We start from the raw sequence: 14520 nt of genomic DNA on the forward strand, positions 1-14520 counted from the left end.
GTCATGTACCACAAGCACACTGCCCTCAAACGCTTGACTGCCCTTGCCCTGCTGTTGGCAATGGCCGGCTGCGGGGTTACCGACCGCATCGGCAAGCGCATGGAAGACAGCTGGGCGGCCGACATGCTGGCCGACAGCGAAAAAGTCATTCTGACCTCTGATGGCGGCAACCAGCTCAACCCGGATGCCGACGGCAAACCGCTGTCGGTGGTGATGCGCGTGTACCAGCTGACCGACCTCGAGCGCTTCGCCGCCAGCGATGCCGAAACCCTGTGGGCTACCCCGCAGAAAGCCCTGGGCAACACCCTGGTGGAGGCACGCGAGATCACCCTGCTACCGGGCATTGGCCAGATCGACCAATGGCCGCTGGCCAAGAGCGCCCGGTATGTCGGCGTGGCAGCGTTTTTCCGCGACGAGCAGGATGCCCGCTGGAAAGTCGCCTTCGACGCCGACTCGCTGCGCAAGGACGGGATCTGGTTCTCATCGGACGGCCTGCGCGTGCTGGTGGACAAGACCGAGATCCATGCCATGCGCGGTGTGGACGTATTGAACAAGCCGCCGACCGCCGAGCAGCAGGCCGCCGCCGAGCGCGCCAGGCAAGCCGCGCCTGGCCTCACCGACAAGGTGCAGGACGCCGCGCTCGACAAGGCCAGCGATATGGCTGGCAAATCAGCACAAAACGCCGTCGACAATTCCTTCAACTCTTTCGTGGATAGCGTCAAATGAGCAAGCAGAGCCGGGTGATGTGGTCGGAAGGCATGTTCCTGCTGCCCCAGCACTTTCAGTATCAGGACGAGTTTCACCAACATCAGTTGGCCGAAGCGACCCTGCGCAGCACCCCCTTCCATTGGGGTGTACAGGCGCTGCAAGTGGACGAGGACGCCCTGAGCAACGGTTCGCTGCAACTCAAGCGCCTTAAGCTGGTATTCCCCGATGGCAGCCTGTACGACGCGCCGCAGCACGACCCACTGCCGGCCGCGCGTGACCTCAAAGACCTGCTCAAGGCCAACGACCTCAAGGTGTACGCTGCCCTGAAGCTGCCTGAGCCGTTCGGCCTCAATTACGTCGAAGACGGCCAGGAACACAAGGCAGCGCGGCGCTATCGTAAACAGTTCGACACCCTGCCCGACCTCAACGAAGGCGAACTGGAGAACGAGATCACCAGCCTGCGCCTGAACGTCGTGCTGCTGGTCGACGGCGATAGCCTCGATGGCTATAGCTACTGCCCACTGGCCAAGCTGACCCGCAACAGCATGGGCGGTTTCAATCTGGACCCGCATTTCGTCCACCCTACCCTGCACCTGGGTTGCCACGAAACCCTGGCCGGCATTGGCAAGCGCCTGCTCGGCGCCTTGCAGGCCAAAAGCAAGGCACTGTCTGGCCGGCGCCGCGAACGCGCCGACCAGATCGCCGAGTTCGGCTCCAGCGATGTCACCTTGTTCTGGCTGCTGAACACCGTCAACCGGGCGCACCCGCAACTGGCCCACCTGCTGGCCCACCCACGCCTGCACCCAGAGCGCCTGTACCTGTTCCTTGCCGACCTTGCCGGTGGCCTGCTGACCTTCACCCTCGACACTCAACTGGCCGACATCCCCGAGTACGACCACCACGACCCCGCCGCATCGCTGGTCAAGTTGGACGAGATGATCAGGGTGATGCTGGACAACGTCGTGCCCAACCAGTGCATCGTCATCAACCTCACCCAGACCAAACCGTCGTATTGGCAAGGGCAGTTGCACGACCCGCGCCTGGTCGAGGCCGACTTCTACGTGTCGGTCCATGCCGACATGCCCGGTGCCAGCTTGCTGGAACTGGTGCCGCGGGCCTTCAAGATCGGCTCGCCCGAAGACATCGAGGTGGTGGTCAACAGTGCCATGCCCGGCGTTACCCTCAACCACGCCGCGCGGCTCCCCAACGCGATCCCGGTGCGCCTGGACAACCAGTACTTCGCCATCGAGCCGCATGGCCAGGTGTATGAGCGAATGATGAACGCCCAGACCATCTGCTTCTACGCGCCCAGCGCCTTTACCAACCTCAAGCTTGAACTGATGGCGGTGCTCAAATGACCGAAGCCGTACTGCAACAGGGCGCTACCATGCCCACCCCTGCCAAACCGTCGCTCAAGGACCTGGTGCAAGACTTCATCAGCATGGCGCTGATCGTGCGCCGTGGCCGCCAGGTCACTTCGGTGCAGGCCTTCGAAGGAAGTGTCGAACGCTTCTTCGCCAACCTTGAACGTGACGCCCGTGCCGCCAACTACAGCGCCGAACAGGTCAAGGACACCCAGTACGCGCTTTGCGCCTTCCTGGATGAAAGCGTGTTGCGCGCTGGCGACAACGCGTTGCGCCAGCACTTCGAGCTGCAACCCTTGCAGTTCCGCTATTTCGGCGTGCACCTGGCGGGTGAAGGCTTTTTCGAAAAGGTCGAGGCTCTGCGGGGCGATGTCAAACAGAACCTCGATGTGCTCGAGGTTTATCACCTGTGCCTGGCGCTTGGCTTCGAGGGCAAGTTCAGCCTTGGCCAGAAAGACCAGCTGCGTTACCTGGCCAACACCCTCGGCCAGGACATCGCCCGCTACCGCAAGGCACCCAAGGCCTTGTCACCGGACTGGGCACTGCCGGACCAGGTGTCGCAGATGCTGCGCCACGAAGTGCCGCTGTGGGTGTACCTGGCGCTGATCGCGCTGGTTTGCGTCGCCGTGTACCTGACCCTTGACTGGTTGCTGGACAAGGACGTCGCCGCCCTCTCCGAACAAATCCGCCAGCTGTTCAGTGCCTGAGTGCACCTCAGGTAGCCGAGTCAGGAAGACATGAAAACATTACTGCGCCTCTTGAATAGTTTCTGGGTTCTGCTGCTACTGCTGTGGCTGGGGAGCCTGTTGGTCTGTTGGCTGGTGTCGCCGCTGCTGCCGTGGCTGCAGCAGCACCTGCCCGAAGCCCTGGCCATCATCAGCGCCTGCTTCCTGCTGGCCGTCGTGCTGCGCCAGTACCAGCGTATTCGTGCCGAGCACAACCTGGAGAACCTGCTGCAGATCGAAGTCGACCGCTCGTGGAATGCCACCGGCGAGTTCCGTGACCAGCAGGTACTGCGCGAGCGCCTCAAGCATGCCATCAGCATGCTGCGCACCGACCGCTCCGCCGGCGGCGGTGGCAAATCGGCGCTGTCCGACCTGCCCTGGTACCTGGTGGTCGGCATGTCGGCGGCAGGCAAGACTTCGCTGCTGACCCACTCCGGCCTGTCAGCCAGTATCGCCACCGCCAACGACAGCGAAAGTGGCACCCAGCACTGCGACTGGTATTTCAGCCCCGACGCGGTGATGATCGACACCGCCGGCCGTTACCTGCGTGACGACCAGTCGGCAAGCGAGTTTTCGGCTTTCCTGCGCATGCTGCGCAAGCAGCGCGGCAAGGCAGCGATCAATGGCCTGGTGCTCGTGGTCAGCCTGCCCGAACTGCTGGCCGCCAACAGCGAAGAGCGTGATGCCCTGGCAGCGCAGCTGGTAGCCCGGGTGGAAGAATACGCCCAGTGCCTCGACACCAACCCACCGCTCTACCTGATGCTCAGCAAGACCGACCAGTTGCCGGGCTTCAGCCAGGCTTTTGATGGCCTGGACCTGCACCAACGCCAGCAACCGCTGGGCATGACCTTCGCGTTGTCGGAAATCCGCAACCAAGGCCTGCAGGCGGTGCTGCAGGCGCGCCTGGGCAACCTGCACAGCCACATTCGCCAGCACGTCGACGCACAAGTGATCGCCTTGGGCGCTGCAGCCGACAGCACGCTGCTGAACTTCCAGCAATACTTCGCCGCGCTGGGCGGTGTGCTCGAGCAGTTCCTCGGGCACTTCACCCACGGCCAGCGCAGCGGCGCCCCACTGATGCTGCGCGGCCTGTACTTCACCAGCGCCCTGCAGACCGGGCAACAACTGGGGCACGTGTACGAAGACGCCATCGCCGACGAATTCGCCTTGCAGGCGGCCGAGGATGGCCAGGCCGAACAGGCTGGCACGGCAGCGGGCAACCGCAGCTACTTCATTACCGACACCTTCCGCCGGGTCATTTTCCCCGACCGTGACCTCAGCCTGTATCACTCGCGCCAAGGCCGCCAAGCGGGGCTCAGCCCGCTGCTGCTGGGCCTGGCCGTTGCCGCCGGCGTGCTGCTTGTCAGCTGGCAGGCAGTGTCGTTCGTCAACAACCGCCAATGGCTGGACAATCTGCGCCTGCAGCTGGCCCAGATAGGCCAGGCCGAAGACAGCCAGCAGCAGTTGGCCGCGGGCAAAGGCCTGCAAGTGCTGCGCGAGCAGATGGCCACTGTCGAGTCGCATCGCACACAAGGCGTGCCGCTGCGCCTCAGCGCCGGCCTGTACCACGGTGAGGCGGTTGACCAGGTGACCCGCAGCGCGTATCTGGCGCAATTGCGCAGCCAGGCCCTGGAACCGATCGCCCGTAGCCTGCAAGTGCAAATGCGCGCGTTCAATACCTTCGCCGCGGGTATCAACCAGTCACTGGAGTTCACNNCTCCCCCCCGGCCCCGCCGAAAAAACGCAACGCCAAGCCATTGGCCCCAGCGGTTGCAGCCAAAGCGCAGGCCGCGCTGGCCAACACCCGCGCAGGCGCCCATGCGGCCAAGGTCAACCTGGCCACAGCCAGCGATGCCGCCGAGCTGTCCGCGACCACCGGTGGTCTGTCGTTGTCCGAAGAGATGCTGGGGCGCCTCGACGAGCAGCAAGTCGCCTCGATCATCGACGCCTACAACACGCTCAAACTGTACCTGCTGCTGACGGCACCCGACGCCCACCCAGACCCGGCCTTCATTGCCGCAAGCCTGCCACAGGCCTGGGCCGCGGCGGCCGGCGAAGGCACCCCCGCCAGCGCCGACGTGATCGCCGCAAACACTCCGCTGTATGTGCAGTTGCTGGAGCAGGGCCAGGCGCCTTCACTGCCACGCAACGACCAACTGATCAACGAAACCCGGCAGAACCTCAAGTCGTTCATGATTTCCAGTTCGCTGGTCGATCGCGAATACCTGCGCCTGCAACTCGAATCCAGCCGCCAATTCCCGGCACTGAGCCTCAACGACCTTGTGCCTCAACCTGGGCGCGCACTGCTGTACGGGTCGGCCGGGGTACCTGCGATCTATACCCGCCAAGGCTGGGATACGTTCGTCAAGCCTGAACTGATCAAGCTGGTATCGAGCAACTTGCGCAACGAGTCCGACTGGGTACTGGACGGCGACGGCGGCGATGCCCTGGTGCAGAAGGCCAACTTCGTGCGCGAATTCATGAGCCGCTACAAGCGCGATTACACCCAAGCCTGGTACAAGATGGTCAGTAGCGTGGGCGTGCGCCACTTCGCCGACCTGGCATCGGCGACCCAGCAGTTGGGGCTTTTGAGCGACGTTCAGCACTCTCCCGTAAAGAACCTGCTGCAGGCTGTGAACGACAATACCCAGTGGGACCTGCCGGTCAAACGCGAAGTACCGTCGGCCGGCACTGGTCGTGATGACGGTTTCTGGAGCAAGGTTACCGGGCTGTTCGACGCCAACGACAGCCTGCCTGCCAACGTAGCCCCGGCCCTGCCGGCGGTGGACGACGGCAGCCTCGCCAAGCGCTTCGAACCGGTTGCCCGGGTATTCGCCCAGAACAACGCCGAAGGCGCCGACAGCACCATCATGGACCGCTACCTGGCGGCGCTGCGCAAGCTCAAGGTCCGCATGAACAACATCCAGCGGTCGCAGGATGTCGGCAAAAGCAGCAAGCAGCTGATCAGCGAAACCCTGGAAGGCCAGCCAAGCGAGGTCACCACGGTACGCAATTACGTGGAAACCAGCGTCGACACCAGCCAGGACAGCCTGTCGCGTTCGCTGCAAGGCTTGTTCAACCTGCCGATCCAGTACGCCTGGGCGACCTTGCGTGACCCGGCCGGCCAGCAGATCGCCAAAGCCTGGGCACAGCAGATCGCCAAGCCCTGGCAGCAGGTCATGGCGCACCGCTACCCGATTGCCGGTGGTAGCCGCAACGAAGCCTCGGTCAAAGACCTGCAACGTTTCGTAGACCCGGACTCGGGGCTGCTGCCAGCCTTCAAACGCAACGAAATCGGCAACCTCGCCGGCGGCGAAGGTCTGGGCGTAGGTGATGGCAAGGCACCGGCGTTGGTCAACCCTGGCATGCTCAACAGCATCGACCGGGCCAGTTCGGTAGGCCAGGTGATCGCCAGCCTGTCAGACCGCGACAACGGCTTTGAAATCATGCTGGAGCCCTCGGCCAACTTCACCGACATCGTGTTCACCCTCGATGGGCAGGAACAGCACTACCGCAACGGCCGCAGCAGCTGGAGCCGCTTCGCCTGGCCAGGCACCAGCAACGCCCCGGGCGCTCGCCTGGATGTGGTAACGCTCAGTGGCGCACGGGTAACGGTGTTCGACTTCCCCGGGCGTTGGGGCCTGCTGCGCATGAACGAAAGCGCCCGCGTCGACGACCTCGACGGCATCCAGCAGCGCTTCAGCTGGAACACCGCCAATGGCCGAGTGAGCCTGGTGGTGCGCAACTTCGGTGGGGTAAAACTGACCGACCTGAGCCAGGTCAAGGCCCTAAGCGCACTCAACGACAGGAGTGCCCAATGATCGGCTGCTTCGGCAAACTGCCATCGAGCGCAGACTTCGTCAGCCTGCATGGCGCGGCGGAGGAAGTCTGCGAATTCGACAGTTGGCTGCAGACCTCGCTGGCGGCCATGCGCCACCGCGAAGACTGGCAGGCACTGTTCGATGGGTTGCCGATGTGCTTCTTCACGTACCGCGCACGCAATGGCAACTGGCTGCTGGGCGGGCTGTTGAGCTCGCGTGACGCCAGTAACCGGCGCTATCCGTTCTTCATCTACCAACTGCTCAAGGGCAAGGAAGGCATGGCCCTGGGCAACCCATTCACCTTGGGCGAGCTGTTCTGCGCACAGATAAAGCCTTTGCTGCACCAGGCCGTGCAAGGTGCCGACGGCTCCCGTTTGTTCGAACAGGTCAAGGCCTTGCGCCCCCTGCAAGCCCAGGACCTGGACCTGTTCCGCCGGGTGCACGCCAAGTTCCTGCGTGACTTCAGCTTCACCGATATCGCGCGTGCACTGCACGGCTCCTGGCCAGGTTTCGACAGCGCCGCCGCTTTGACACGGCTGCGCGCCTGCCGGCCGGCGCTGCACAGTGACTTCGAGGGTGGCATTGAGTTGCCCCTCCCCGCTGAGCGCGGTTTGAAAAACCCTACAGCCGATCTGTGGCTGACTTGGCTGTGCCACATGAACGGGCAGCCAGATACGCCAGCCGTGAGCCTGCTGGCGGACGATTTCATGCACCCGCGCCTGTTCTGCTTCCCGTCACGCCACGCCAGCAGTGCCTATCGCCTGCTCTGCGGCTGTGCCGAGGCCCAGCAGCATCTGGCGCTACTGGGCCCTGCGGCATCGGCCCGCGGCCAACACGACTTCGATCTACCCCTTGAACGCGTTATCGAGCAATTCGTCGATGCGCTGGATGCGACGCCTGTATGAACAAGATCAAGTACTACTGCCTGCGTTACCAACCCTATCTGCTGGGGGTGGCGTTTTTCCTGGTGATCTTCCTGGTATGGGCGATCGGCAGCGCGTTGGGCTTCGCTTCGCTGCACAGCCTGTTGGCTGGCATCGGGGCTTTCCTGCTGCTGTCGGCGGGCTACGTCCTGCTGCTGTACCGTGGCGCCGGCCAGCATCACAACCTCGAAGGCTTGCTGCGCGACGACGCCGACCAGGCTGTACTCAATGCCACGCCGGCCGACCGCGAGGAGGTCAGCCTGTTGCGCGAGCGCCTGCTGCAGGGCATCGAGCGCCTGCACAAGAACACGCCACGCGGCACCTCTGCCAAAGACGCCCTGTACGCGCTGCCCTGGTACCTGGTGATCGGCCAGCCCGCCGCTGGCAAGAGCACCATGATCCTGCAGTCCGGCCTCAACTTCCCTTACGCCGAGCGCGAAGGTGCACGCGTCGCAGGGTTGGGTGGCACGCGCAACTGTGACTGGTTCTTCAGCTCTGAAGCGGTGCTGCTGGACACTGCCGGGCGCTACATGAACAGCCCGGAAGAGGCCGGCAAGTGGCGTGGCTTCCTGCAGTTGCTGCGCCAGCACCGGCAACGCCGCCCGCTCAACGGTCTGATCGTCAGTGTCAGCATCGCCGACGTTGTGCACGGCTCCGCCGAAGACCAGCAGCGGGTGGCCAAGCGTTTGCGCGAACGCATCCAGGAAAGCTGCGCCTTGCTGGAAGTGCGCCTGCCGATCTACCTGGTATTCACCAAGTGCGACCTGATACCCGGCTTCACCCCCTTCTATCGCCAGCTGGATGAGGCCGCGCGCGGCGAAGTGATGGGCAAGACCTTCGCGCACAAAGGCTACGAACAGGCGGACTGGGGCCAGCGTTTTGGCCAGGCGATGGACGACTTGACCCGCTACTGGCAGCAGGTTGCCAGCCAGCAACTGGTGCAGCAGGACATTCAGGTAACGCGGCAAAACGACGCCGCTTACCGCTTCCCGCTGGAGCTGGCCGCAATCAAGCCACGGCTGCAGGCGTTCGTCGACAGCCTGCTGCGGGCCAACCCCTACCAGAATGCCGAAATGCTGCGTGGCTTCTACTTCACTGCCGCCTTGCAGGCCGATGAAGCGCTGTGGGGCAGCCATGGCCAGCATGTTGCCGAGCGTTTTGCCCTGGAACACGGCGAGGGGGCGGTCAGCGCAGGCAGCCAGCCTGCGCCGCTGTTCATCAACAGCCTGTTCCGCAAGGTCATCATCCCCGACCAGCACCTGGTGGCGCTGTACACCAGCAACCACCGCGAGCGCCGGCGCAAGGCCGCCTGGGTGGCCTGTGCCAGCCTCGCCGGGTTGGTGCTGTGCAGCCTGTGGGGCTGGTCGTACCTGAACAACCGTGCGGTGCTGGGTAGCATCGCGAGCGAGCTGGCCGAGGCCAAGCGCCAGGACCAGGCTGCCGCTGGCCAGTACGCCGCCTGGCGCAGCCTGGACCGCCTGCGCTTCTGGGCCGCCCATTACTACCGGCAGCACCGTGAGCAGGGTGTACCGTTCAGCCTGCGTCTGGGCCTGTACCAGGGCCATCAGGTTGAGCCGCTGCTGCGCGACCGTTACTTCACCACCCTGCAGCAGGTGATGCTCAAGCCCACCGCAGACAACCTCACCCGCACGCTCTACCTGCTGACCACGCTCAAGGTCTACCAACGCAATACCCGCGAATTGCAACCGGTGAGCGGCGTGGACAGTGTGGAGGCCGAAGCCCTGCCACATGACAACCGCGCCCAGTCGATCGCCGATTTCGGCAAGGCGACACTGGACACCTACGTGATGCTTTCGCCCGCCCAGCGGGAGAAGGCCGACCCGGCGTTTCTCAAGGCGCACCTGCCCGACTACTGGTACCCGGCCATCGCTCGGCACACCGGCCACAGCCTGTCCGAGGCCAACCAGGGCAAGGGCGACCAGGACTACCTGTACGCCAGCCGGCAGATCACCTTCTATGCCGACCAGATCCGCGAAACGGATGTGCCGCGCATTCTCGACAACGCCTTCCTGATTTCTAGCTCGCGCAACTACATCGACAGCCTGCGTGCCCAGTCGCTACGCGCGATCGAGACCATCACGCTGGAATCGGACACCTTGTTCGCCTTTGGCCGGGCAGATTTCCAGAGCCTGAAAAGCGAGGGCCAGAACCAGCTCAGTGCCATCGCCAGCAAACTGTTGAACACGCCCAATATCGGCAAGATCGTCATCTCCGGCCACGCCGACCAGCTCGGTGACAGCCAGAGCAACCTGCAGGTATCGAAACAACGGGCGCAAACCATTCGGACTTATCTGGTCGGCAAGGGCGTCCCGGCCGAACTGGTGGTGGCCCAGGGCGAAGGCAGCCGTAAACCGTTGGTCAACTGTGACATGCAACAGGCACGGGCCCAGTTGATCAAATGCCTGGAGCCCAACCGCCGGGTAGAAATCGAAGTGCGCGGGCTCAACTGAGCGCGCGCCGCACCAACCGGCCACCCGGGCTCACAGGAGGAGCACCGGGTGGCGGCACGCTACCTCTGCCGCCCTGTCGGCGAGGTGAAAAACCAAGGGTCGCATGAGCAACCCTTTACCAGTTGTTAATGGAGAGTTTCACAATGGCATTTGACGCGTATATCCAAATCGACGGCATCCCAGGCGAAGTACTGGACGAAAAGCACAAGGACTGGATCGAAGTGCTGGGCTACGAGTACGGCGCCACCCAGGCGACCTCGGCGACTGCCAGCTCCTCGGGCGGCGCGTCGTCCGAGCGTGTTGCCCTGAGCGACTTCAAAATCCGCAAATCGGTCGACAAGGCATCGGCCAAACTGTTCGAGCACTGCTGCACCGGCAAACACATTGCCAAGCTGAAGCTCAACGTCAACCGCGCCGGTGGTGACAAGGTCACCTACCTGACCATCGACATGGAAGAAGTCGTGGTGTCGTCGGTCAAGTTCGTTGCCGGTGGCAACCAGGCCGGTGAAGACAAGGCGGTCAGCGACCTGCCGATCGAAGAAATCACCTTCAACTTCGCCCGCATCAAAACCACCTACACCCAGCAGAACCGTACCGACGGCCAGGCCGGCGGCAACATCGTCGGTGGCTGGGACCGCACCGCGAACAAAGTCTTCGCCTGATTACCTGCATGCCCAGGGCCGCTTCAGCGGCCCATCCTTCACAGTGTGCCAGCCAGCCTGGCACGCTGTTCACTAGCCAGAACCTGAGTGCTTTATGCCTGACATTCTCAATGACCTCTCGCTGGCCGCACTGGTCGCACCCATCGAAGGTGGCAGTGGCGAAGACTTGAGCTTCTCTGCGTTGTTCGACCAGATCAAGGAGGCGCGCCGGGCCGACCCGGACTACCTGACCCAGGGCGACTGGCAAACCGATTTGAAAACCGCCGACTGGGAGCAGGTGATCAACTTGTCTGCCCAGGGGCTAGCCCAACACAGCAAGGACCTGATGCTGGCAGCCTGGCTCAGCGAAGGCCTGGCCCAGCGCGCGCACTTCGAAGGCATCACCTTCGGCCTGGAACTGACTGAACAGTTGCTGCAGGCGTTCTGGGAAAACTTGTACCCAACCCTCGAAGAGGGCCTTGACGAGCGGGCGGCCCGGTTGTCCTGGCTCAAGAGCACACTCACCGACATCGCCGGTGGCTTGCCCATCACCCAAGGGCAGAATTTTGGCGTGTTGCGTTACGACGAATCACGTCTTGTGGAAAACCTGGCCCTGCGCGACACCAAGGCCATGCAGACCGCATTGAACGAAGGCAAGATCAACGCCGAGATATTCCAGCGCTCGGTGGCGCTGTCCGACACCGAATACCTGCGCAACAAGGCGCTGCAGATCAGTGACAGCCTGCAAGCCTGCAAACGCCTGCAGGCCACTGCGGAGCAACTGTTCGGCCACGAGGCACCGAGCTTTGCCAGTCTCGCCGACATGCTGACCCGGGCCAGCCAGCTGGCTGAAAAACTGCTGAAAGACCGTGGTGTCGAGCTGCAGCCGCCAGCCCCCGTGGTCGACGAACCCGAAGCCAGCGTCGCCCCCGTCGAACAGGCAGGTGAAGCCATGAACACTCCCGCCCAGCCCACTGCGCCTGCGCCCATGCGTACCACCCCGCTGACCCGGGACGAAGCCTTCAGCATGCTGGCCGGCATCGCTCAGTTTTTCAAACAGACTGAACCGCAAAGCCCGGTGCCGTATCTGATAGAACGTGCCATCAAGTGGGGCAACATGCCGCTGGAAGGCTGGCTGAGCGATGTGATCAAAGACAGCAATGTGGTGGACAACATTCGCGACGTACTTGGCACCCGCGAACCGAAACCCTGACCCACGTCAGCGACTATGCTGCTACCGTGAGCTTCCCGTACCGCCAAGGAAAGCGCCATGCCGCCACGTTCCACTCCCCCCACCGGTTTCGTTCGTGTCCGTGGTGCCCGCGAGCACAACCTGAAAAACATCGACGTGGATATTCCGCGCGATGCGCTGGTGGTGTTCACCGGGGTGTCCGGCTCGGGGAAATCCTCACTGGCGTTCTCCACCCTGTACGCCGAAGCCCAGCGCCGCTATTTCGAATCGGTGGCACCCTACGCGCGGCGCCTGATCGACCAGGTGGGTGTGCCGGATGTGGATGCCATCGAAGGCCTGCCCCCGGCAGTTGCCTTGCAACAGCAACGGGGCACGCCAAGCGCCCGTTCTTCGGTAGGCAGCGTGACCACATTGTCCAGCTCCATCCGCATGCTCTATTCACGCGCGGGGCAGTACCCGGCAGGTCAGGCCATGCTGTACGCCGAGGACTTTTCGCCGAACACCCCGCAGGGTGCCTGCCCGCAGTGCCACGGCCTGGGGCGCGTCTATGAGGTGAGCGAGGCGACCATGGTGCCCGACCCGTCACTGACCATCCGCGAACGCGCGATCGCGGCCTGGCCAATGGCCTGGCAAGGGCAGAACCTGCGCGACATCCTGGTCACGTTGGGGTATGACGTGGACATACCCTGGCGCGACCTGCCCCAGGCCCAGCGCGACTGGATCCTGTTCACTGAAGAAACGCCCACCGCACCGGTCTATGCCGGCCTGACCCCGGCGCAAACCCGCCAGGCCCTCAAGCGCAAGCTGGAGCCCAGCTACCAGGGCACTTTCACGGGTGCCCGGCGCTATGTCATGCATACCTTCATGCATTCGCAAAGTGCACAGATGCGCAAGCGCGTCGCCCGGTACATGCGCCCCAGCGCCTGCCCGCTGTGCCACGGCAAACGCCTGAAGCGTGAAGCGCTGGGCGTGACCTTTGCCGGGCTGGACATCGCCGAGCTGTCGCAGTTGCCGCTGCAAGCGCTGGCCGAGGTGCTGCGCAAGGTCGCGGCAGCGGGCTACCTGGAGCCACAGCAAAGCCAGCTGACCCTGGAAAAGCGCCTGGCCGCGCAGCGCATCGCCCATGAGCTGCTGGAGCGCATCGACACCCTGCTCGAACTGGGCCTGGGCTACCTGGCCCTGGAGCGCAGCACGCCCACCTTGTCATCGGGCGAACTGCAACGTCTGCGCCTGGCCACCCAGCTGAATTCGCAGCTTTTCGGCGTGATCTACGTACTCGACGAACCCTCGGCCGGGCTGCACCCGGCCGACAGTGAAGCGCTGTTCCAGGCACTGCAACGGCTGAAGCAGGCGGGCAACTCGGTGTATGTGGTGGAGCACGACCTGGACACCATGCGCCGGGCCGACTGGCTGGTGGATGTAGGCCCCGCCGCCGGCGAGCACGGGGGTAGCATCCTGTACAGCGGGCCCCCGGCGGGGCTGGCCAAGGTCGAGCAGTCCTGCACCCGCGCCTACCTGTTCGGCGCCCAGGCCCAGGCCCCGCGTGCGCCACGCCAGCCCCGTGGCTGGCTGAAGCTGGAAGGCATCAGCCGCAACAACCTCGACAACCTCAGCGCAGCATTTGCGCTGGGCTGCTTCACGGCGGTAACGGGTATTTCCGGTTCGGGCAAGTCGAGCCTGGTCAGCCAGGCCCTGCTGGAGCTGGTGGGCGCGCACCTGGGCCATGCCGGGCAAGGCGACGAGCCTGAAGAGCAGAGCCTGGAAGACGAACCGCAACAGACCAGCAGCGGCCATGTCAGCGCCGGGCTCGAGGCTATCAAGCGCCTGGTGCAGGTAGACCAGAAGCCGATCGGGCGCACGCCGCGCTCCAACCTGGCGACCTACACCGGGTTGTTCGACCATGTGCGCAAGCTGTTTGCCGCCACCGAACAAGCCAAGGCGCAAGGCTTCGACGCCGGCCGCTTTTCCTTCAACGTCGCCAAGGGCCGCTGCGCCAATTGCGAAGGCGAGGGTTTCGTCAGCGTCGAGTTGCTGTTCATGCCCAGCGTGTACGCACCCTGCCCGACCTGCCACGGTGCGCGCTACAACCCCGAAACCCTGGCGGTCAGCTGGCAAGGCATGAACATTGCGCAAGTGCTGCAACTGACCGTCGACCAGGCCCTGCAGGTGTTTGCCGAACAGCCTCCGGCCCGGCGGTGCCTGCAGGTGCTGCAAGACATCGGCCTGGGTTACCTGCGCCTGGGCCAGCCGGCCACCGAGCTGTCCGGGGGGGAGGCGCAACGCATCAAGCTGGCGACCGAACTGCAACGCCTGGCCCGGGGCGCGACCCTGTACGTGCTGGATGAGCCGACCAATGGCCTGCACCCGCAAGACATCGACCGGCTGCTGCTGCAACTGAACCGCTTGGTCGAGGCTGGGCACAGCGTGGTGGTGGTGGAACATGACATGCGGGTGGTGGCGCAGAGTGACTGGGTGATCGATATTGGGCCAGGTGCCGGGGCTGCCGGGGGCAAGGTGGTGGTCAGCGGCACGCCGCAAGTGGTGGCCAACTGCAAGGAAAGCCGCACGGCGGCGTTTCTGGCCAAGGCATTGTAAGGGCCTGTACCCGCACTTTTGTACATTGCCAGTTCTGCAACCCGGGGCATAGAATGCGATCAATTCCTAATTGCACCTAT

8 protein-coding genes and 1 pseudogene are annotated in these 14520 nt (G+C 63.9%); all 9 read left to right on the plus strand.

The genetic code is table 11. The features are described 5' to 3' along the window. Nucleotides 1-3 precede the first annotated feature (3 nt). On the plus strand, nucleotides 4-726 hold the full coding sequence (gene tssJ, locus G1E_RS06810) for a type VI secretion system lipoprotein TssJ (protein WP_033691262.1): 723 nt from the start codon (nucleotides 4-6) through the stop codon (nucleotides 724-726). Then, entirely contained in the window at nucleotides 723-2066 is a 1344-nt protein-coding gene (gene tssK / locus G1E_RS06815; protein ID WP_009686737.1) for a type VI secretion system baseplate subunit TssK, read from the plus strand. Before tssJ ends, tssK begins: the two co-directional genes overlap by 4 nt. After that, nucleotides 2063-2779, plus strand: a complete 717-nt coding sequence (icmH, locus tag G1E_RS06820) for a type IVB secretion system protein IcmH/DotU (RefSeq protein WP_009686736.1) — start codon at nucleotides 2063-2065, stop codon at nucleotides 2777-2779. Before tssK ends, icmH begins: the two co-directional genes overlap by 4 nt. A 30-nt stretch (nucleotides 2780-2809) precedes the next feature. Then, nucleotides 2810-6618: pseudogene (locus G1E_RS06825) on the plus strand (type VI secretion protein IcmF/TssM N-terminal domain-containing protein). Next, nucleotides 6615-7523: a type VI secretion system-associated protein TagF gene (tagF, locus tag G1E_RS06830; RefSeq protein ID WP_009686733.1), complete on the plus strand. Its 909-nt coding sequence runs from the start codon at nucleotides 6615-6617 to the stop codon at nucleotides 7521-7523. The pseudogene G1E_RS06825 and the gene tagF overlap by 4 nt, the downstream one beginning before the upstream one ends. After that, nucleotides 7520-10012, plus strand: coding sequence for a type VI secretion system membrane subunit TssM (tssM, locus tag G1E_RS06835; protein ID WP_009686732.1), 2493 nt, complete (start codon nucleotides 7520-7522; stop codon nucleotides 10010-10012). The genes tagF and tssM overlap by 4 nt, the downstream gene beginning before the upstream one ends. Nucleotides 10013-10155: 143 nt before the next feature. After that, nucleotides 10156-10674, plus strand: a complete 519-nt coding sequence (locus G1E_RS06840; RefSeq protein ID WP_009686731.1) for a type VI secretion system tube protein Hcp — start codon at nucleotides 10156-10158, stop codon at nucleotides 10672-10674. 94 nt (nucleotides 10675-10768) lie between these two features. Beyond that, nucleotides 10769-11866: a type VI secretion system protein TssA gene (gene tssA / locus G1E_RS06845; RefSeq protein WP_009686730.1), complete on the plus strand. Its 1098-nt coding sequence runs from the start codon at nucleotides 10769-10771 to the stop codon at nucleotides 11864-11866. A gap of 57 nt (nucleotides 11867-11923) precedes the next feature. Further along, nucleotides 11924-14440, plus strand: coding sequence for an excinuclease ABC subunit UvrA (locus tag G1E_RS06850; RefSeq protein WP_009686729.1), 2517 nt, complete (start codon nucleotides 11924-11926; stop codon nucleotides 14438-14440). Nucleotides 14441-14520 lie beyond the last annotated feature (80 nt).

The sequence above is a fragment of the Pseudomonas sp. TJI-51 genome (genome assembly GCF_000190455.2).
In the GTDB taxonomy this organism is placed as follows: domain Bacteria; phylum Pseudomonadota; class Gammaproteobacteria; order Pseudomonadales; family Pseudomonadaceae; genus Aquipseudomonas; species Aquipseudomonas juntendi.